The 20,665-nt window shown below is 60.6% G+C and carries 17 protein-coding genes; 14 read left to right on the top strand and 3 right to left on the bottom strand.

Annotation, left to right across the window (positions count from 1 at the left end):
* Position 1: 1 nt before the first annotated feature.
* Positions 2–1,459 carry a pyruvate kinase gene (gene pyk / locus JH15_RS16320; RefSeq protein WP_043532257.1) on the bottom strand — a complete coding sequence of 486 codons (1,458 nt, stop codon included), beginning with the start codon at positions 1,457–1,459 and terminating at the stop codon, positions 2–4.
* A 431-nt stretch (positions 1,460–1,890) separates the two neighbouring features.
* Here pyk and topA point away from each other — a divergent pair, with 431 nt between their 5' ends.
* From topA to JH15_RS16280, 8 genes are all read left to right on the top strand, one after another.
* Positions 1,891–4,533, top strand: coding sequence for a type I DNA topoisomerase (gene topA, locus JH15_RS16315; protein ID WP_043532255.1), 2,643 nt, complete (start codon positions 1,891–1,893; stop codon positions 4,531–4,533).
* Complete coding sequence (locus JH15_RS16310; protein ID WP_043532253.1) at positions 4,530–4,988, top strand: DUF6586 family protein; 459 nt, start codon at positions 4,530–4,532, stop codon at positions 4,986–4,988. Before topA ends, JH15_RS16310 begins: the two co-directional genes overlap by 4 nt.
* Before the next feature lie 102 nt (positions 4,989–5,090).
* Positions 5,091–5,327 carry a hypothetical protein gene (locus JH15_RS16305; protein ID WP_043532251.1) on the top strand — a complete coding sequence of 79 codons (237 nt, stop codon included), beginning with the start codon at positions 5,091–5,093 and terminating at the stop codon, positions 5,325–5,327.
* Positions 5,328–5,433: 106 nt separating this feature from the next.
* Positions 5,434–7,020, top strand: coding sequence for an ABC-F family ATPase (locus JH15_RS16300; protein ID WP_043532249.1), 1,587 nt, complete (start codon positions 5,434–5,436; stop codon positions 7,018–7,020).
* A gap of 72 nt (positions 7,021–7,092) precedes the next feature.
* A complete protein-coding gene (locus JH15_RS16295) occupies positions 7,093–7,683 on the top strand; it encodes a DUF4202 domain-containing protein (RefSeq protein WP_043532247.1) in 591 nt (196 codons plus the stop codon).
* Between the two features lie 100 nt (positions 7,684–7,783).
* On the top strand, positions 7,784–8,203 hold the full coding sequence (locus tag JH15_RS16290) for a hypothetical protein (protein WP_156105352.1): 420 nt from the start codon (positions 7,784–7,786) through the stop codon (positions 8,201–8,203).
* Positions 8,204–8,348: 145 nt separating this feature from the next.
* Positions 8,349–8,921 carry a L,D-transpeptidase family protein gene (locus JH15_RS16285; RefSeq protein WP_043532245.1) on the top strand — a complete coding sequence of 191 codons (573 nt, stop codon included), beginning with the start codon at positions 8,349–8,351 and terminating at the stop codon, positions 8,919–8,921.
* A gap of 176 nt (positions 8,922–9,097) precedes the next feature.
* Complete coding sequence (locus tag JH15_RS16280) at positions 9,098–9,361, top strand: Lpp/OprI family alanine-zipper lipoprotein (RefSeq protein WP_043532244.1); 264 nt, start codon at positions 9,098–9,100, stop codon at positions 9,359–9,361.
* A 102-nt stretch (positions 9,362–9,463) separates the two neighbouring features.
* Here the strand turns inward: JH15_RS16280 and JH15_RS16275 are convergent, their stop codons facing one another.
* Both JH15_RS16275 and mfd read right to left on the bottom strand, forming a co-directional pair.
* Positions 9,464–10,525 carry a L,D-transpeptidase family protein gene (locus tag JH15_RS16275; protein ID WP_052384189.1) on the bottom strand — a complete coding sequence of 354 codons (1,062 nt, stop codon included), beginning with the start codon at positions 10,523–10,525 and terminating at the stop codon, positions 9,464–9,466.
* A 15-nt stretch (positions 10,526–10,540) separates the two neighbouring features.
* Entirely contained in the window at positions 10,541–13,999 is a 3,459-nt protein-coding gene (mfd, locus tag JH15_RS16270; protein ID WP_052384188.1) for a transcription-repair coupling factor, read from the bottom strand.
* Positions 14,000–14,196: 197 nt separating this feature from the next.
* On the opposite strand from mfd, the gene JH15_RS16265 reads away from it, so the two are divergent.
* The 6 genes from JH15_RS16265 (at position 14,197) to nqrE (ending at position 20,643) form a co-directional block, all read left to right on the top strand.
* A complete protein-coding gene (locus JH15_RS16265) occupies positions 14,197–15,660 on the top strand; it encodes a glyceraldehyde-3-phosphate dehydrogenase (RefSeq protein WP_043532241.1) in 1,464 nt (487 codons plus the stop codon).
* A 300-nt stretch (positions 15,661–15,960) separates the two neighbouring features.
* Positions 15,961–17,307: a Na(+)-translocating NADH-quinone reductase subunit A gene (locus JH15_RS16260; RefSeq protein WP_043532239.1), complete on the top strand. Its 1,347-nt coding sequence runs from the start codon at positions 15,961–15,963 to the stop codon at positions 17,305–17,307.
* The gene (locus JH15_RS16255; protein WP_043532238.1) at positions 17,307–18,533 is read left to right on the top strand and encodes an NADH:ubiquinone reductase (Na(+)-transporting) subunit B; all 1,227 of its coding nucleotides are present in this window, start codon (positions 17,307–17,309) and stop codon (positions 18,531–18,533) included. Before JH15_RS16260 ends, JH15_RS16255 begins: the two co-directional genes overlap by 1 nt.
* Positions 18,533–19,351: a Na(+)-translocating NADH-quinone reductase subunit C gene (locus JH15_RS16250; RefSeq protein ID WP_043532237.1), complete on the top strand. Its 819-nt coding sequence runs from the start codon at positions 18,533–18,535 to the stop codon at positions 19,349–19,351. Before JH15_RS16255 ends, JH15_RS16250 begins: the two co-directional genes overlap by 1 nt.
* Before the next feature lie 2 nt (positions 19,352–19,353).
* Positions 19,354–20,022, top strand: coding sequence for an NADH:ubiquinone reductase (Na(+)-transporting) subunit D (locus tag JH15_RS16245; RefSeq protein ID WP_043532236.1), 669 nt, complete (start codon positions 19,354–19,356; stop codon positions 20,020–20,022).
* 3 nt (positions 20,023–20,025) lie between these two features.
* The gene (gene nqrE / locus JH15_RS16240) at positions 20,026–20,643 is read left to right on the top strand and encodes an NADH:ubiquinone reductase (Na(+)-transporting) subunit E (RefSeq protein ID WP_043532235.1); all 618 of its coding nucleotides are present in this window, start codon (positions 20,026–20,028) and stop codon (positions 20,641–20,643) included.
* Positions 20,644–20,665 lie beyond the last annotated feature (22 nt).

Here is a 20,665-nt window from a genome sequence, read left to right as displayed (position 1 = left end):
GTCAGCGTACCTCGAGGATCTTCAGCGTATTCGTTCCGCCATGGGCGTTCATGTGATCGCCTCGGGTCAGAATGATGTGATCGCCAGGCAGGATCAGGCCGCGGTCGGTAAGAATTTTCATGGCAGCCGCGTCCATTTCGCTCGGCTCGAGCCCATCGGTATCGAAATAGAGCGAGACCACGCCGCGATACAACGCCATGCGCCGGTGGGCGATCGGGCTGTGGGCCAGGCCAACGATCGGCAGGCCGGAACGAATGCGAGAGGCAATCAGCGGCGTATAGCCGGTAGCGGTCATGCACGCGATGCCGGCGACCCCCTCCAGGTGGTTGGCGGCATACATGGCCGACAGGGCGACGGTTTCGTCAATGCGCGAAAAGCCTTCATGCATGCGGTGGCCGGATTCCTGGGCAGTCCGTTCGCGTTCGGCACCGAGACACAAGCGATGCATGGCCTCGACGGTTTCCACCGGATAGTCCCCGGCAGCGGTCTCGGCGGAGAGCATGACGGCATCGGTACCGTCGAGTACGGCGTTGGCGACATCGAACACTTCTGCACGGGTCGGCAACGGCGAGCTGATCATCGATTCCATCATCTGCGTCGCGGTGATTACCGCCCGGTTCAGGGTGCGGGCACGCTTGATCAAGCGCTTCTGGATACCGATCAATTGCGCATCGCCAATTTCGACCCCCAGGTCGCCGCGCGCCACCATCACTGCCTCGGACGCTTCGATGATGCCATCCAGGGTGGCTTCATCGGCAACGGCTTCAGCCCGCTCGATTTTGGCCACCAGGCCGATTTCCTTGCCTTCCTCTCCCAGCAGGCGGCGGGCTTCCAGCATGTCTTCGGCGGTGCGAGGAAACGATACCGCGAGATAATCGACGCCGATATCGATGGCCGTCTTGAGATCGGCCTTGTCCTTGTCGGTCAGGGCTTCGGCGGAGAGCCCACCGCCTTCCTTGTTGATTCCCTTGTTATTCGATAGCTTGCCCCCCACTTCGACGATCGTGTGCACTTCGGGGGCGGCCACCTGGATCACCTTGAGCACCAGGCGACCGTCATCCAGCAGCAGGCGATCGCCCGCTTCGACATCGTCGACCAACTGCTTGTAGTCGCAGCCAACGCGCTCCTGGTTACCGGCTTGGCTATCCAGCGCCATGTCGAGGATGAACGACTGGTCCTCTTCCAGGATCACACTGTCGTTTTCGAAACGTGCAATGCGAATCTTGGGGCCTTGAAGGTCACCCAACGCCGCCACGCTCTTGCCGAGCCGGGCGGCGATCTCGCGAACGCGCTCCAGACGGCGGCGGTGGTCGTCCGCGCTGCCGTGAGAGAAGTTCAGGCGAACGACATCGACGCCAGCCTCGAGCATGGCCTCAAGCACCCCTTCGCGGTCGCTGGCCGGGCCCAGGGTGGCGACGATCTTGGTGCGACGGATAGGGTCGTGAAGCGCATACGGCATGTGAACTCTCCTAAGGACGGTCTCAACGAGTGGTTATCTCGAGGGTATATAAAGGTGGCGTTCAGGCAAACCCAAGTCGCGTGAAAGCCCTCTCTTGTATGAACATTTACACGGATGTAGTGAATTTACTACATTCATTACAGCATGTCCGTGGCCGAGAAAAAAGCGTACACCTCCAGGTCGTTTCGCTGGCCTGGTTTGGGGGCTGGTGCATCGTTTCATGCCAACGCTTGCACCATCCCGGGCTTGCGGTGGCAGAGTCCCTCAGTCTAGGGTCAATAAGCGCATCACCTTCCACGACTGGCGCACTTGGTAAGGCTGGGGTAGGGTAGGCGCATTTTTCACCCGGTAACTCTTTCACCCAGTACATTGCTGGGTCACGCATAGTCAGGCACGGGCAGTTTCCCGCTGCCGTGAGGATATGGAGCACTATGGGCAAGTCACTGGTCATCGTCGAATCACCGGCCAAGGCCAAGACGATCAACAAGTACCTCGGCAACGATTACATCGTGAAGTCGAGCGTGGGTCATATTCGTGACCTTCCGACCAGCGGCTCAGGCAAGGCGGCTTCCGATCCCAAGGAGCGCGCCAAACAGGCGGCGGCGACGCGCAAGATGTCACCGGATGAGAAGGCCGTCTACAAGGAGCGTAAGGCCTGGGACCAGCTGATTCGTCGTATGGGCATCGATCCGGAGCATGGCTGGGAGGCGCATTACGAGGTGCTCCCCGGCAAGGAAAAGGTCGTTGCTGAGCTCAAGAAACACGCAGAAAAGGCCGATGCTGTCTATCTCGCGACGGATTTGGACCGCGAGGGGGAGGCGATTGCCTGGCACCTCAAGGAGACCATTGGCGGCAGTGACGAGCGCTACAAGCGCGTCGTATTCAACGAGATCACCAAGAATGCCATCCAGGAGGCGTTCAAGGCCCCCGGCGCGCTGAATATCGAGCGGGTCGAGGCCCAGCAGGCCCGTCGCTTCCTGGATCGCGTGGTCGGTTTCATGCTTTCGCCCCTGCTATGGAACAAGATCGCCCGGGGTCTATCCGCCGGGCGTGTGCAATCGGTGGCGGTTCGCCTGATCGTCGAGCGTGAGCGCGAGATACGTGCGTTCGTGCCCGAGGAGTTCTGGGACGTTCATGCCGACCTGACCCCGGACAACGGGTCGAAGGACGCCGAGCTCGTACGTTTCGAGCTGGTGCGTCAGGAGGGCAAGCCTTTCCGGCCGACCTCCGAAGCAGAAACCCTCGAGCGTATCGAGGCATTACGCAAGGCCAGCCTCAAGATTACCGGGCGTGAAGACAAGCCGACACGTTCGCGCCCCAATGCCCCGTTCATCACCTCGACGTTGCAGCAAGCGGCCAGCGGCCGGCTGGGGTTCTCGGTCAAGAAAACCATGACCCTGGCCCAGCGCCTCTACGAGGCGGGTTACATCACCTACATGCGGACCGACTCGACCAACCTGTCCCAGGACGCGGTGGCGATGGCGCGCGAGCATATCGAAAACGAATACGGCAAGCGTTACCTGCCCGAATCGCCCAACCGTTACTCGAGCAAGGAGGGCGCCCAGGAGGCCCACGAGGCGATTCGCCCCTCGGAAGTCGATCGCAAGGCGACCGATCTGCCGGGCATGGAACGCGATGCCGAGCGACTCTATGAGCTGATCTGGCGCCAGTTCGTGGCGTGCCAGATGACGCCGGCCGAGTATCTCTCGAGCACCCTGACGGTGGAGAGCGAAGGTTATGAGCTCAAGGCCAAGGGGCGCGTGCTCAAGTTCGACGGTTACACCCAGGTAATGAAGCCTGCCGGGAAGAAGGACGAAGATCAGTCGCTGCCGGATCTTGCCGAAGGCACGCCCATGCAGCTCGAGCGCCTCGATCCCCAGCAGCACTTCACCAAGCCTTCGGCGCGCTTTACCGAAGCCAGTCTGGTCAAGGAACTTGAAAAGCGCGGCATCGGTCGGCCGTCCACCTATGCCTCGATCATTTCGACCATTCAGGATCGCGGTTACGTGACGCTGGAGAACCGCCGCTTTTACGCCGAGAAGCTGGGGGACATCGTCACCGATCGCTTGACCGAGTCGTTCAGTGACCTGATGGACTACAGCTTCACGGCGCGCATGGAAGACAATCTTGACGAAGTCGCCGAGGGTGAGCGCGACTGGAAGGGACTGCTCGACAGTTTCTATGCCGAATTCAAGCAGCGCCTGGAGCATGCCCAGAGCGAGAAGGGCATGCGCCCCAACCAACCGGTACCGACCGATATCGCCTGCCCGACATGCGATCGACCCATGCAGATTCGCACGGCATCGACGGGGGTCTTTCTTGGCTGTTCGGGGTATAACCTGCCCCCCAAGGAGCGCTGCAAGACCACCATTGACCTGATTCCGGGCGAAGAGGCGGTAGCCGCCGATGCCGATGAGGAAGCCGAGACCGAGGCCCTGTTGGCCAAGCGGCGTTGCCCGAAGTGCGGTACCGCCATGGACAGCTACCTGATCGACGAGACCCGCAAGCTGCATATCTGCGGTAACAGCCCCGACTGTACCGGTCACGAGATCGAAACGGGGCGCTTCAAGATCAAGGGCTACGAAGGGCCCACGATCGAATGCGACAAGTGCGGTTCCGAGATGCAGCTCAAGACCGGGCGTTTCGGCAAGTATTTCGGCTGTACCAACGAGGACTGCAAGAACACGCGCAAGCTGCTCCGGAGCGGGGAAGCCGCGCCACCCAAGATGGACCCGATTCCGATGCCGGAGCTGGCCTGTCAGAAGGTCGAGGATCATTACGTATTGCGTGATGGTGCCAGTGGCCTGTTCCTGGCCGCCAGCCAGTTCCCCAAGAACCGGGAAACCCGTCCGCCCCTGGTGCGGGAGCTCAAGGCGCACGCCAAGGAGATACCCGAAAAGTACCGCTACATCCTCGATGCGCCCAGCGAGGATCCGGACGGTCGGCCGGCCCAGATTCGTTTCTCCCGGAAATCCAAGGAGCAGTACGTGATGACCGAGGAGGACGGCAAGGCGACCGGCTGGCGTGCCTTGTTCGATAACGGCAGGTGGCATGTGGAGGACAAGCGCAAATGAGTCTGCGTGGGCGTACCAATCAGTTGCTTTACCAGGCCGAGCTGCTGCTCGAAATCCCGGTGGGCGATGACGAGCATGCCACTGCGCGTCGAATGGCAAGCGAGGAGGGCGCCTTGGCACTGCTCGAGCTGGCGCTGAATTCCGCCCTGCGCGAGTTGACCGAACACGCAGCGTTGCCGCGCCACGAGTGGCGCGAGCTGCTTCTCGACGATAGCCGGCGTCTGGCCGAACTCGAGCGGCTACGTGAGTTGGCCGGTGACGAAGCGAGCTGGCTCGCATTGCTGCTGCAGCGGATCGATGCCCTGCATGGTGAAGAGGGCGCAGCGCGCCGCCAGGCGACCTCTGCGGTGATCGCTTCGACCCAGCAGGCCACCTTGGCTGATGAACTGCGCTGGTGTAGCCAGCAATTCAAGCAACTGCTGGGCCAGATGCGTGAAACCAGCTACGAGTGGTGACGGCAAGGGCGTTGCAATGGTACGCTAGGTCATAAGTACAACGACCATGGTTAGCCGTGGTCGTTTTTTTTGTTCTACTGCTTCGATTCAGGGGGACCTTCCATGTCCGATACCGCAATCCTGGAAATCGTCGAGCTCGCCGATGGCGAGATCGTCTTGCGGCCCGCCGAGGGCGAGGGTGAACCGCTGTTGCGAATCCGCTTCTCCGAGGAGGCTGCGGATCTATTGCAGCAGAGCCGCTTCGAGGTGGCGCAGGAAATGATCGATCATGCGATCACCCGTAGTAAGCTCTGGAAAGAGGAAAGCGACGACCAGGCATTTCCGGCCACCGTCCATTGACTGTCGCCGGTTGAGCTAACGGTGAGACAAGCGTTTCATTGGCGCTGTGAGCGGTGGGCTGAAAACGGTACAATCGGCGCGCATTTGCCCTACCATTGGACCCATAGTGATCGCCACCGCCAACATTACCATGCAGTTCGGGGCCAAGCCCCTGTTCGAGAACGTTTCCGTTAAATTCGGCAATGCCAACCGCTACGGCCTGATCGGGGCCAACGGCAGTGGCAAGTCGACCTTCATGAAAATCCTGGGAGGCGATCTCGATCCCTCGTCCGGGCAGGTGATGCTCGAAGCCGGCGTCCGGCTGGGCAAGCTGCGCCAGGATCAGTTCGCCTTCGAATCCGAGCGGGTCATCGATACGGTGATCATGGGTCACCACGAACTCTGGCAGGTCGCCGCCGAGCGCGAGCGAATCTACGCGCTGCCGGAAATGAGCGAAGCGGACGGCATGGCGGTGGCCGATCTGGAGACCCGCTTTGCCGAGCTGGATGGCTACACGGCAGAATCGCGTGCTGGCGAGCTACTGCTGGGGCTGGGCATTCCACTTGAGCGGCATTACGGGCCGATGAGTGAAGTCGCGCCGGGCTGGAAGCTGAGGGTCCTGCTTGCCCAGGCGCTGTTTGCCGATCCGGATGTCCTGCTGCTCGATGAGCCGACCAACCACCTGGATATCAATACCATCCGCTGGCTCGAGAGCATCCTGACCGCTCGAAACAGCACCATGGTCATCATTTCCCATGATCGCCATTTCCTGAATAGCGTGTGCACGCACATGGCCGATCTGGATTATGGCGAGATCAAGCTGTTCCCGGGCAACTACGATGAGTACATGACGGCCGCTACGGCCGCTCGCGAGCGCCTGCACGCCGACAATGCCAAGAAGAAGGCCGAAATCGCCGAATTGCAGACCTTCGTCAGCCGCTTTTCGGCCAATGCCTCGAAAGCCAAGCAGGCGACCTCCCGGCAGCGCCGCATCGACAAGATCAAGCTCGAGGAGGTCAAACCCTCCTCTCGAGTCAGCCCGTTCATCCGCTTCGAGCAGAATCGCAAGATCCATCGCAATGCGCTCAATGCCGAAGCGATTGCCAAGGGCTATGGCGAAACGCCCTTGTTCGAGCGCTTGAGCCTGACGGTCGAGGCCGGCGAGCGCATCGCGATCATCGGTCCCAACGGTATCGGCAAGACCACGCTGCTCAAGACCTTGTCCGGTGAGCTGCCTCCCGATGCCGGCGCGGTTAAATGGACCGACAGTGCCGATCTAGGCATCTTCGCCCAGGACCACGCCGACGATTTTGCTCATGAGGCCTCGCTGTTCGACTGGATGGCCCAATGGAGTGAGGGGGGCGAGCAGATCGTTCGCGGCGCACTCGGGCGCATGTTGTTCTCCAGCGACGATATCGGCAAGTCGATCCGGGTGCTTTCCGGTGGCGAACAGGGGCGTATGCTGTTCGGCAAGCTGTCACTGACGCGACCCAACGTGCTGCTGATGGACGAACCCACCAATCACCTGGATATGGAGTCGATCGAGGCCCTTAACCTTGCCCTGGCCAACTATCCCGGTACCTTGATATTCGTCAGTCACGATCGCGAATTCGTTTCATCGCTGGCCACACGCATCCTCGACATGAGCGAGGAGGGAATCGTCGACTTCACCGGCAGCTATGACGATTACCTGCGCAGCCAAGGCGTGCACTGAACTAATACCCTATCAGTGATTCCACGCGAAGCCTCTTCCCGGACAGGCTTCATGAGAAACAGGAGAGCCTAGATGCAAGACGGCACCCAACGATTCGAGACGGCCATGGCGCGCCTCGATGCCCTGCATGCCGAGGATCCCCGTCGCGTCGAGATCGATGGTGCCACCATCGCTCATGAGCTGCTCTATGCGCAGCGCATGAGCGAGTGGCTCGCTCGAGTGGCACCACAGGCCAGCGAGGCGCTACGACTGGCCGTTCGTGCCCAGCATTTGCAGCGTTGGAAAATCCCGCGTGATGACTATTCGCGGGATCGTCCGGGCTACCTCATGTGGCGCCGTGACCTGGGACGCCGACAAGCCGAACGTGCGGCCCAGGTCCTTGCCGAGGTCGGGTATGACGAGGTGACACGTGAACGGGTCTCCGGATACATCCGAAAAGAGAACCTGCGGCGTGACGAAGATACCCAAGCGCTCGAGGACACGGCCTGCCTGGTTTTCCTTCACTATTATTTCGCCGACTTTGCCAACCAGCATGACGAAGACAAGCTGATACGTATCGTGCGTAAAACCTGGAACAAGATGTCTCCTCGCGGGCATGAGCTTGCCGCAACGATACCCTTGGCCCCTGAACACCAGGCGCTCCTGGAGCGTGCCCTGGCCTGATAGCACGTTCCCTGGGCCAGAGGTCCGGTGTTGGCGCAATCCCGATGGATATGCTGCCCTATAAGTGAACCCAATAATGCAGGCCAGATGGGAGGTAGCCATGACGGAACAATACCTGTCGTTGACATTTTCCGGTTATTGGCGGGATAGCGAAGCGAACCAGGTCCCGGAGGAAGCGGGTCTTTACTGCGTTTTCTCCTGCCGGAACGATACGGAAGAAGACGGCATTTCGGTCCAGAAGCTTCTTTATGTAGGTATTTCTCGCAACGTTCGCCATCGCATCACGCATCACGACGACAAGCCGCACTGGGAATCGTACCTGGGAGAAGGGGAGTCGCTTTGCTACAGCATCGCTCCGGTGTCCCACATCTACCGTGAGCGCTGCCAGGCAGCGATGATCCACGCGCATCAACCTCCGGCGAACCAGGAATACCGAGACGCGTTTCCGTTCGATGCGACACGACTTTCCTTGCATGGAAAGACGCGTTTGCTCAAGTCGAGCCTTCAGGTTCCGGCCTAGCCTCTGCCGAGTTGACGGCGTAAAAACGGGGGTGGAAGGGGCATTCAACGCTTGCGTTGGAAATAACCGAGGGGAGGGATTGTGTCAGGGCTGGCAATACGGTATCAATGCGCCGCTATCGTCACTTTTGTTGGAGTTCCCCAGGATGCGTCATCTTACCCGCTTATTGCTGGCTTGTGCCTTGGTCGTGCTGCCTATCATGGCTGCTCAGGCCAATCTTGTCCCGCACTCGCCCAATGAGATCTGGGTATTGGTCGATGACAAGGAAGCCACCCTGGAAATCTATCGCGGCGATCAGGTCATCGAACGCTTTTCTCCCATTTCGCTGGGGCGAGGCGGTGCTGCGCCCATGCGCATACGGGGCGACCTGAAAACGCCGCTGGGGGAATTCCGCATCAATCGAATCAATAACCAGAGCCGCTTTCATATCTTTCTTGGGCTCAACTATCCCACCCCTTGGCATGTCCTCGATGCGCTAGAAGCCGGCGTGATCACCGAACAGGAAGCGGACGACTATTACGCCTACCTGGGCCGGCATGGTCGGCCGCCGCAGGACACTGCCTTGGGGGGAGACATCGGCATTCATGGTCTCGGACGCGGCGATCCCGAGATTCATCAACGATATCACTGGACCGAAGGATGTGTCGCAGTGACCAATCGACAGATCGAACGCCTGGCATCGCTCGTGGGAATTGGCACACGAGTCGTGATCCGCTAGGCTCTCAATGGAAAACGCGGTTTTGCTAGGTAGACAGGACTAACCTATCTATAATAAAACAGCGTTTGACTTCATGACTTATGTGTCAAAGTCATGGTAGAAAGAACCTGCAAGGGCAGGACGCCTGAATGACACCAGGCACAACCCAATCAAGGAAGTTTCTCAAGGAGAACATGATGACTTTCAAGAACACTCTTAAGCTGACTGCCGCTGCTGCCTCTCTGGCCGTTCTGGCGGGCTGTGCCAGCAACAGCGCCCTGGAAGAAGTTCGTACTACCGCTGAGTCCGCTCAGTCTGACGCTTCCCAGGCTCTGAACACTGCCAACCAGGCGCAGAATACTGCCAACCAGGCGCAGCGTGATGCACAAGCCGCTCTGCAAATGGCTCGTGAAAACCGCGAGCAGATGAACCGCATGTTCGAGCGCTCCATGCAGAAGTAAGCGCTTCGGATATCAGCCGGTAGGGGGACCTTCCCGTTACCGGTTTGTAAGACAAAAGACCCCGCCTTGGCGGGGTCTCTTGTGTTTCGGGTCGGTCAGTATTCAGGACACGGTATCGATGCGATGCAGCAATTCGACCGTCGCGTCAGTATCCACTTCCTGATAGATGAAGACCGGCTCAGGCTCAGGTGTCGGATCGCGAAGCACCGCGATCGGGCGGCCGGAGCGGGCCTCGACGGCTTGCCGGACCAAGGCATAATCCACTGGCGGCTGTTTGTCGCCCAAGGTCTCGGCCAGTACATCGAGGGCATCGATCAAAGGCTCGACCGTTCCCTCTTTTTCCCCCATCAATGGGTAGGACTGAACGAAAAGCTCATCCTCTTCCCAGCCGGCCTTGAAGGGCTCGTTGATCAGTGTCACTTGCGTGCCACTGGGGACGCGTTCATACAGCGATTCGATATCCTCGGGCAGCATGCGTACACAACCTCGACTCACGCGCATACCTACGCCAGCGGGGCGATTGGTACCGTGGATCAGGTAGCTAGGAATGTTGAGCAGGATCGCATGGCGACCCAGCGGGTTGTCAGGGCCCGGGGGGACGATGCTGGGGGCCGGCTCGCCCCGCGCAGCGGCTTCGCGGCGCATCGACTCGGGCGGGGACCATGCAGGGTCTTTGACCTTGACCGTGGTCTTGAACGTACCCAACGGCGTTTCGAAACCCTGGCGACCGACACTGATCGGGTAGGTCTCGACGATGGGGCGCTCACCTTGGCCAGCGGGCGGGTAATAGTAAAGACGCAGCTCAGACAAGTTGATCACCAATCCTTCGCGCGGCCCCGGCGGCAGAATGAAGCGCGTCGGCAGAACGACCTCGGCGCCTTCCCCCGGATACCACATGCCGAGGTCGGGATTGGCACGCTGCATCTCTTCGAACCCTAGCTTGTGCTGGTGACCGATGTCGATGAGTGTGTCGTTCTCATTGGCAACGACCGTCTGGATCTTGCCGATGACCGAGCCGCTTTCGGGCAGATAATAGTGCCCTGGGGGCAATCCGTCTTCCTGGGCTTGTAGTCCCGGCGACAACAGCAGGGCAGTCATCACGACGGGAATGGCCACCGTGGCGCGGGTGATGCGCTGGGCGCAATAACGAAACGTCTTCTTCATGAATGGTCTCATGGCCTAAGCGGCCTCGGTTTTTCTGTTGAGTCGCGTCAGCAAGGCCTCGATGGCTGCGAAGCGTGCCTCGGCATTTTCCATGTCGGCATCGAACCGCAAGGTGTCGGCGCCGTCCAGCCGATAGTGGGCTGAATCCCGCTGAATCAGGTTGACCAGTGTCATCGGGTCGACGGCCGTGGATTGCCCGAAGATCACACGGCCTCGCTGGGGGCCGGCCTCCAGGCGAGTGATGCCCAGGCGCTCGGCGCGTTGGCGCAACAGCGTCTGGCGAATCAGCGTCTTGACCGGGGCAGGCAGCAGGCCGAAACGATCGATCAACTCCACCTGCAGCTCCTTCAGCTCGGCCTCGTCCGTAGTACTGGCAATGCGTTTATACATGATCAGGCGCTGCTGTACATCCGGCATGTAGTCGCTGGGGATCAACGCCGGCAAATTGAGGCTGACTTCCACCCCCTCGTCAAATGGCGCTTCGATGTTGGGCGTCTTCCCGGCACGTATCGCCTTCACGGCACGGTCCAGCATCTGCATGTAGAGACTATAGCCGATCGTCTCCATTTGGCCGCTCTGCTCGTCGCCGAGCAGCTCGCCTGCACCGCGGATCTCCATGTCGTGGCTGGCCAGCGTGAAGCCGGCACCCAGATCCTCCGCCTGGCCAATGGCTTCGAGGCGCTTGACCGCATCGCGGGTGATTGCCTTCGGCGGCGGTGTGAGCAGGTAAGCATACGCCTGGTGGTGGCTGCGGCCGACACGGCCTCGCAACTGGTGAAGCTGGGCCAGCCCGAACTTGTCGGCTCGCTCGATCACGATGGTATTGGCGCTGGGTACGTCGATCCCGGTCTCGATGATCGTCGAGCAGACCAGCACATTGAAGCGCTTGTGATAGAAATCCGACATCACGCGCTCGAGGCTGCGTTCGGGCAACTGGCCATGGGCGACACCGACCCGGGCTTCCGGTACCAGGTCGCGCACCTTCTCTGCGGCCAGTTCGATCGACTTCACTTCGTTGTGCAGGAAGTAGACCTGGCCGCCACGGAGCAGTTCACGCAGCAAGGCTTCCTTGATCACCGATTCGTTACGCTGCTGCACGAACGTCTTGACCGACAGGCGACGCGCCGGCGGTGTCGCAATGATCGACAGGTCGCGAATGCCGCTCATGGCCATGTTCAGTGTTCGCGGGATGGGCGTGGCGGTAAGCGTGAGGATATCGACCTCGGCGCGCAGGCTCTTGAGCTTTTCCTTCTGCGCCACGCCGAAGCGGTGCTCCTCGTCGATGATGATCAATCCCATGTTGGGATACTGCATCGACTTGGAGAGCAACTTGTGGGTTCCGATGACGATGTCGGCCCGGCCATCCTGGATGCGCTTGAGCGAATCCGCCTGGCCCTTGCCGGCCGAGAAACGCGACACGAGCTCGACCTGAACCGCAGTGTCGGCGAAGCGATCGCGGAAATTGTCGTAATGCTGCTGGGCAAGCAGGGTCGTAGGCACCAGCACCACGACTTGACGGCCCGAATGGACGGCGAGGAAAGCGGCCCGCATGGCGACCTCGGTCTTGCCGAAGCCCACGTCGCCACACACCACGCGATCCATGGGGCGCGGGGCGGTCATGTCCTGGATGACGGCATGAATCGCCGCCCGCTGGTCTGGCGTTTCCTCGAACGGGAAGTTGCCGGCAAAGCGCAGGTACTCCTCGCCGGGGGGATCGCAGGCGAAGCCTTCGCGGGCCTCGCGCCGGGCGTAAACGTCGAGCAGTTCGGCTGCGGTATCGCGTATTTTCTCCGCAGCCTTTTTCTTGGCCTTGTCCCATTGCTCCGAGCCCAGCCGATGCAAGGGAGCGAGCTCATCGCTGGCCCCGGCATAGCGAGAGATGAAGTGCAGGCTATCCACCGGGACGTACAGGCGTGCGCCTTCGGCATACTCCAGGGCAACGAACTCGGCCGCCTGGCCGCCCGCTTCGAGCGTCTCCAGGCCCACGTAGCGGCCCACGCCATGGGTCTGATGCACGACCGGGGAGCCGGGGCGCAGCTCCGACAGGTGGCGTATGGCCAGTTCGTTATCGTCGGTGGCTTTCTCGCGACGTCGGCTCTGGCGAACCACGTCACCGAACAGTTCGGTTTCGGTAATGACCGATAGCGCCGGATGCGTGCCTTCCTCGAGCCATAGCCCCCGGTCCAGTGCGCTCTCGGTGATCGCCAGCGACGTATCCTGGCTCAGGAAGGTCGTCCAGTCATCGACGTGAGGCAGCATGAGATGCAGCGGCGCCAAGGTTTCTTCCAGCGCTTCGCGGCGGCCTCGGGATTCGGCCACGAACAACACGCGCGATCCTTCCTGCTGGTTCAGGAAGCGCTCCAGCGAGGCCAGCGGATGCTGGGCCCGGGCGTTGATCGCCACCTGGGGTGGCGGCTGGGTCAGCGGCTGCTGGGCGTGCGGGTGTTCGGGATCGTTCACCAGTTCGACACGCGGATGCCGCTTGATGGCGGCAAACACCTCGGGTACCGGGACGAAGGCGCGGGCCGGGGGCAGCAAGGGCCGTGTGGGGTCGACGCCCAGGTTCTCGTAGCGGCTCTCGATGGCCGCCCAGTGATGTTCCGCCGCCTCGTGGACCTCAGGCAGCAAGGCGACCTGGGTGCCTTTCGCCAAGTGGTCGAACAGCGTCGCGGTCTCCTCGAAGAACAGCGGCAGGTACTGCTCCAGCCCCGGGGAGGGGATACCCTTGATCGCATCGTTGTAAAGCGGGCTCTGGCGAGGATCGACGTCGAACAAGGTCTCGAAGCCTTCGCGGAAGCAGGCGATGGCCGAGCGCGATAACGAATATTCGTGGGCCGGTAGCAGTTCGATCGATTCGACCTTGTCGCGGGAGCGCTGGGTGTCGGGATCGAAATAGCGCAGGGTATCGACCTCGTCATCGAAAAGGTCGATGCGCAGGGGGGCGTCGCTGCCCATGGGGTAGAGGTCTATCAGAGCCCCACGCAGGGCGTATTCACCCGGCTCGTAGACCGTTTCCACCGCCCGGTAACCGGCCTGTGCCAACGTACGGCGAAACGACTCGCGATCCAGTGTCATGCCCACTTCGAGGGTAAGCACCCGTCCCGCGATGTATTCGACGGGCGCCAAGCGTTGCATCAATGTATTGATCGGTACCAGCACGATGCCGTGTTGTACATGGCGCAGTTCCTTCAAGGTACGCAGACGCGCCGAGACGATGTCCTGATGCGGCGAAAAACTGTCGTAGGGCAGCGTTTCCCAATCGGGAAACGGCAGTACCGGCACGCTCGAGAAGAATCGCAACTCAACTTCCAGGCGCTGGGCGCTGGCCGTGTCGGCGGTAATGACTAGCAGGGGGGCCGTATCGGCCAGGCGCGACAGGGCCAGCGCCGTGGCACTGCCCTGCGGCGTCTGCCAGAAGAGCGTTTCGCGCGTGCCGGTGGGACGCGGTGGGTCGAGCGGAGAAAATTGCGGCATGGTTCGGGTCGTATGTCGGCGTGATTTGATAGCTGGCCTATATCGAGCTTGTAGTCAACCCCTCGATTCTGTAATTGCCCTACAGCGCGTGCGACTATACAGCAATTGCGGCAGCGCAGCGGGGGTCCGATAATAAACGTCACATTATGCATCGTCTCATCGCATATTTGTGACCTTAACTATCAAAGAGGCCCCACGTGACTCAGCAAAAGCTTGAGACCGTCTTCGAGGAATGGCAACACGATGAAGCGCTGGCAGAGGAGATGATCCCGCTGCTGGGTACGCTGTACCGCAAGTACAACATTGTGCCTTCTGTATACGGGCGCTCGCTGATCAACCGTTCCGTGATCCGTATCCTCAAGGATCATCGGTTCGTGAAGAAGGTCGAGGGAACCGAGCTGTCGGTTCGCGACACCTACCCGCTGGTCAAGGCCATGACCGACCTGAACCTCGGTCCGGCGCATGTCGATGTCGGCAAGCTGGCGGTGGCCTTCAAGAATTCCGGCGAAAGCGACGTCACGGCATTCCTCAAGAAAGAGTTGGCAGAGATCGTCAACGGCCATGCCCAGAACGGGAACAATGGCGAACCCAAGGATGTGGTGCTCTACGGTTTCGGGCGTATCGGCCGAATCCTGGCGCGTATCCTGGTCGAGAAGGCCGGTGGCGGAAACCTGCTGCGCCTGCGGGCCATCGTGGTGCGCGGTCGGGGCGATGTCGCCAAGGACCTCGAAAAGCGTGCCAGCCTGCTGCGCCGTGATAGCGTTCACGGTCCGTTTGCCGGCTCGATCAGCGTCGACGCCGAAAACAGTGCCCTGATCGCCAATGGCAACGTCATCAAGGTGATCTATGCGGATTCACCCAGCGATGTCGACTATACCGCTCACGGGATCGACAACGCCCTGATCGTCGATAACACCGGTATCTGGCGTGACGAGGAAGGCCTGGGCCAGCATCTGGCTTGCAAGGGCGCTGCCAAGGCACTGCTCACCGCACCGGGCAAGGGCGATATCAAGAACATCGTCTTCGGTATCAACCAGAGCGATATCACCGACGACGATCGCATCGTGTCCGCCGCGTCCTGCACCACCAATGCCATCGTGCCCGTGCTCAAAGCGCTCAACGACCAGTACGGGGTCGAGCATGGCCATATGGAAACGGTGCACTCCTATACCAACGACCAGAACCTGATCGACAACTACCACAAGGGCGATCGCCGCGGTCGCAGTGCGCCGCTCAACATGGTGTTGACCGAGACCGGGGCGGCCAAGGCGGTGGCCAAGGCGTTGCCTGAGCTGGGCGGCAAGCTGACCGGTAACGCGATCCGGGTGCCTACGCCCAACGTGTCTATGGCGATCCTGAACCTGCGCTTGCACAAGGAGACCGATGCAGCGGAATTGAACGACTACCTGCGTCGTATGGCGATCAATTCGCCGATGCAGAAGCAGATCGACTATGTCGACTCACCGGAGGTGGTGTCTTCCGATTTCGTCGGTAACCGTCATGCCGGTGTCGTGGATGCCAAGGCCACTATCGCAGATGGCAAGAATGCCGTGGTCTACGTGTGGTACGACAACGAATTCGGTTATAGCTGTCAGGTGGTGCGTATTCTGCAGCATATGTCCAACGTCTCCTTCCTCGCGTTTCCCAAGGATCGCGACTGAGGCGTCCAGCCAAGAGACGCTAACTCCCCCTTCCCATGGGATTTCGTCCAGGCCGCTGCTCACGCAGCGGCCTTTTTCCCGTGCATTAGGACCTAAGCCTTTGTGGCCTTTCGAGGCCCATGTCTTTATAATGCTCGGGATTTTTGGGAAGGCCCGCCCTAGGTCGGGCTGAACGACAAACTTCTGATAAGAAAAGCATTCGAACCGTGGCGGCAGGCTCCTCCGCTGGCTAGGCTCCCGCGCGTCTGCACGTCTTTCGAACTCCTTTCCTAGCACATCAGATCCTAACTGGGCGAGACTATGATCGAAGTCAAACGAGGCCTGGATCTCCCCATCTCGGGGGCGCCTGAGCAACGCATCGAGGATGCGAAGCCGGTACGCCACGTGGCCATTCTGGGTAGCGACTACGTCGGCATGAAGCCGACCATGGCGGTCCGGGAAGGGGACAGCGTCAAGCTGGGCCAGTTACTCTTCACAGACAAGAAGACCGAGGGAGTGCGCTTCACTGCACCGGCGTCCGGTGAAGTGGTAGCCATCAATCGGGGCGAGAAGCGCAAGCTGCTTTCCGTGGTCATCAAGGTGGCCGACCAGCAGGAGACCATCGAGCTCACTGCGCACGGTCGCGAGGGCCTGGCAGGTCTCGACCGGCAAGTGGTCGTCGACCAACTGGTCGAATCGGGCCTGTGGACTGCGCTGCGTACGCGCCCGTATTCGCGCACGCCGGCCCTGGATGCCCACCCCGAAAACATCTTCGTCACCGCGATCGATACCCATCCGCTGTCTGCCGATCCCGCGTTGGTGATCGACGGGCAGCGCGAGGCGTTCGAAGATGGCCTCAAGGTCCTGACACGCCTGACCCAAGGCAAGGTATTCCTGTGCACCGCTCCGGATGCCCAGATACCTGGTGGCATCGAAGGGGTCGAGCAACAGACCTTCGGCGGCCCGCACCCTGCGGGGCTGGCCGGCACCCATATTCACTTCCTGTCACCGGTGGCCCTGCACAAGCAGGTCTGGCACATCGGTTATCAGGACGTGATCGCCTTCGGCAAGCTGTTCGCCGAGGGCACGTTGGACATGACCCGCATCGTCGCCATCGGTGGGCCCCGTGCCAAGTCGCCGCGCCTGGTACGCACGCGCGTCGGGGCCAGCAGCGAGGAATTGCTGGCCAATGAGGTAGAAAATCCCGAAGACACGCGGGTGATATCCGGTTCGGTGTTCTCCGGTTTCACCGCCGAAGGCTGCGTGACCTACCTGGGGCGCTTCCACAACCAGATCAGCCTGCTCGAGGAAGGGAACAAGCGTGCCTTCATGGGCTGGTTGTCGCCGGGTACCAACCGCCATTCCAACATGGGTATCTACCTGTCGCGGATATTCGGTTTGCGCGATTACGCGCCGAACACTTCCACCAACGGTTCCGAACGTGCCATGGTGCCGGTAGGGGCCTACGAGGAAGTGATGCCGCTGGATATCCTGCCCACCCAGTTACTGCGCTCGTTGATCGTCGGCGATATCGAGGTCGCGATGCAGCTGGGTTGTCTGGAACTGGATGAAGAGGACCTCGCCCTGTGCACCTACGTGTGCCCCGGCAAGTATGAATACGGTCCCATCCTGCGCGACAACCTGACCATGATCGAGAAAGAGGCCTGATGATGGGTATCCGACAGACACTCGACAGTCTCGAGCCGCACTTTCACAAGGGTGGCAGGTACGAAAAGCTGTATCCGCTGTATGAAGCGGTAGACACGATCTTCTACGCGCCGCCCGATGTCACCAAGACCACGGCTCACGTGCGTGATGGTGTCGATCTGAAGCGCATCATGATCACCGTCTGGCTGTGCACATTCCCTGCCATGTTCTTTGGCATGTGGAATGCCGGCTGGTTGGCGAACATGGCGATTGCCGACGGTTATGATGCCCTGGGCGGCTGGCGCGAAGCGCTGGTGATGGCCTTGGCCGGTAGCCACGATCCCGACAGCCATTGGGCCAACTTCGTGTTGGGGGCGACCTTCTTCCTGCCGATCTACCTCGTGACGTTCGTGGTGGGCGGCTTCTGGGAAGTCGTGTTTGCCGTCAAGCGTGGCCATGAGGTCAACGAAGGGTTCTTCGTCACCTCGGTGCTCTTCGCCTTGATCCTGCCGCCGACCATTCCGTTATGGCAGGTGGCGCTGGGTATCACCTTCGGTGTGGTCATCGGCAAGGAGATCTTCGGTGGTACCGGCAAGAACTTCCTGAACCCGGCGCTGACCGGTCGTGCCTTCCTCTACTTCGCCTATCCGGCGCAGATCTCAGGGGATGCGGTGTGGGTCGCCGCCGACGGCTTCACCGGAGCCACCCCGCTTTCGGTGGGCTTTCAGGACGGCATGGCGGCGCTTTCCAGCCAGTGGAGCTGGTGGGATGCGTTCCTCGGTTTCGTTCCGGGGTCGGTCGGTGAAACCTCGACCCTGGCGATCCTGATCGGTGCCGCCGTGCTGCTGTTCACAAAGATCGCCTCCTGGCGGATCATGTTCGGGACCTTCCTGGGCATGGCCTTGACCAGTGCGCTGTTCAACCTGATCGGTTCAGACAGCAATCCGATGTTCAACATGCCGTGGTACTGGCACCTGGTAGTCGGCGGCTTTGCCTTCGGCATGGTGTTCATGGCGACCGACCCGGTCTCGGCGTCGATGACCAACCCGGGACGCCTGATCTTCGGCGTGCTCATCGGTGTCATGACGGTGCTGATTCGTGTCGTCAACCCGGCATTCCCGGAGGGCATCATGCTGGCGATCCTGTTCGCCAACCTGTTCGCGCCTCTGATCGATCACTTCTTTGTCCAGGCCAATATCAAACGTCGCCAGAAGCGTACCGGTGACTTGGCCGAGGAGAGTGCCTGATGGCTGCCAGCAATAACTCCATCAAGAAGATCCTGATCGTCGCTTTCGCGCTATGTATCGTCTGTTCGGTGATCGTATCGACCGCTGCCGTGGCATTGCGCCCGCTGCAGCAGGCCAACCAGGAAGCCGACCGCAAGAGCAACATTCTGCGGGTCGCCAACCTGTACCAGCCGGGCGTGCCGATCGACGAGCAGTTCGAGTCCGTCACCGCGCGAGTAGTGGACCTACGTACCGGCGAATACACCGACGAGTTCGATCCTGAAACCTTCGATGGCTTCGAGGCTGCGCGCGATCCGGCCACCGGACGCACGCTATCCGGCGATCGTGACATTGCCGGGCTGAGCCGTCAGGAGATGTACAGTACCGTTTACCTGGTGGGCGATCCGGAAGATCCCGAACAGATCATCCTGCCGATCCGTGGCCAGGGTCTTTGGGGGCGGATGCGCGGCTTCTTCGCCGTGGAAGGCGATGGCAACACCATCGTCGGCATCACCTACTACGAGCACAGCGAGACGCCGGGGCTTGGCGGTGAAGTCGAGAACCCACGCTGGCAGGCGCTTTGGGAAGGCAAGCAGATCTACGCCGACAGCGATAGCATCGATCCCGCCATCCGTCTGGTCAAAGGGGGCGCATCCGGGGAAACCGAAGTCGATGCCCTGTCAGGTGCTACCCTGACCAGCAACGGTGTCACCAACATGTTGCAATTCTGGCTGAGCGCCGAAGGGTTTGCGGAGTACCTTGCCCGCTTCCGTGACGGTGTGAACCCAGACGACGCTGCCGAAGCCGATCCTGACTTCGAAACGGCAGAAGGAGCCTGACCATGTCTGCAGTTACTCCCAAAGGGGTTCTGGTCAACCCGATCTTCAAGAACAACCCCATCGCCTTGCAGATCCTGGGGATCTGCTCGGCCCTGGCCGTGACCACCAGCATGAGCGTGTCGCTGGTCATGGCGTTGGCGGTCATCGCGGTAACGGCCTTCTCCAACCTGTTCGTGTCGACGATCCGCCATCATATTCCGTCGTCGATTCGTATCATCGTGCAGATGACCATCATTGCGTCATTGGTCATCGTGGTGGATCAGGTGCTCAAGGCCTACGCCTACGACATGTCCAAGCAGCTCTCGGTGTTCGTGGGGCTGATCATCACCAACTGCATCGTGATGGGGCGCGCTGAAGCCTTCGCCATGCAGAACGGGCCGGGCCTGTCCTTCCTTGACGGTATCGGCAACGGCATGGGATACGGCGTGATCCTGCTGATCGTGTCGTTCTTCCGTGAACTGCTCGGTGCCGGTAGCGTGTTTGGCTTCACGATCCTTCACACCGTCAACGATGGTGGCTGGTACGTACCCAATGGCCTGCTGCTGCTACCGCCCTCGGCGTTCTTCATCATCGGCCTGTTCATCTGGTTGTTGCGTAGCCTCAACCCGGAACAGATCGAGACGAACGAATTCGTGATCCGCAAGAACAGCATGCCGAAGGAGGCCGTGTAAGCCATGGAACACTATCTGAGCCTGTTCGTTGCCTCGGTCTTCGTCGAGAACATGGCCCTGGCGTTCTTCCTGGGCATGTGTACCTTCCTGGCGGTATCCAAGAAGGTATCCTCGGCGATCGGCCTGGGCATCGCGGTCGTCGTGGTATTGACGGTGACCGTCCCGGTCAACAATCTGGTGCTGACCTACCTGCTGGAAGAGGGTGCCTTAACCTGGACCGGTATCGAGGGTGCCGAAAACATCGACCTCTCGTTCCTGGGCCTGTTGAGCTACATCGGTGTCATCGCCGCCCTGGTCCAGATCATGGAGATGTTCCTCGACAAGTACGTACCCGCGCTCTATAACGCGCTGGGCGTGTTCCTGCCGCTGATTACCGTGAACTGCGCCATCCTCGGTGGCGTGCTGTTCATGGTTGAGCGTAACTACACCTTCGGTGAATCCGTGGTCTACGGCGCCGGCGCTGGCGTGGGCTGGGCCCTGGCCATCACGGCGCTGGCCGGGATCCGCGAGAAGCTCAAGTACAGCGACGTGCCTGCCGGACTGCAAGGCTTGGGCATCACCTTCATTACCGTGGGTTTGATGTCGTTGGGCTTCATGTCCTTCTCCGGTATCCAGCTCTAGGAACACAACGTATAGGAACCCG

The sequence above is a fragment of the Litchfieldella xinjiangensis genome, from assembly GCF_000759345.1.
Classification (GTDB): domain Bacteria; phylum Pseudomonadota; class Gammaproteobacteria; order Pseudomonadales; family Halomonadaceae; genus Litchfieldella_A; species Litchfieldella_A xinjiangensis.
The sequence above is the reverse complement of the archived record's forward strand: the minus strand, read 5'-3'. Positions and strand labels throughout refer to the sequence as shown.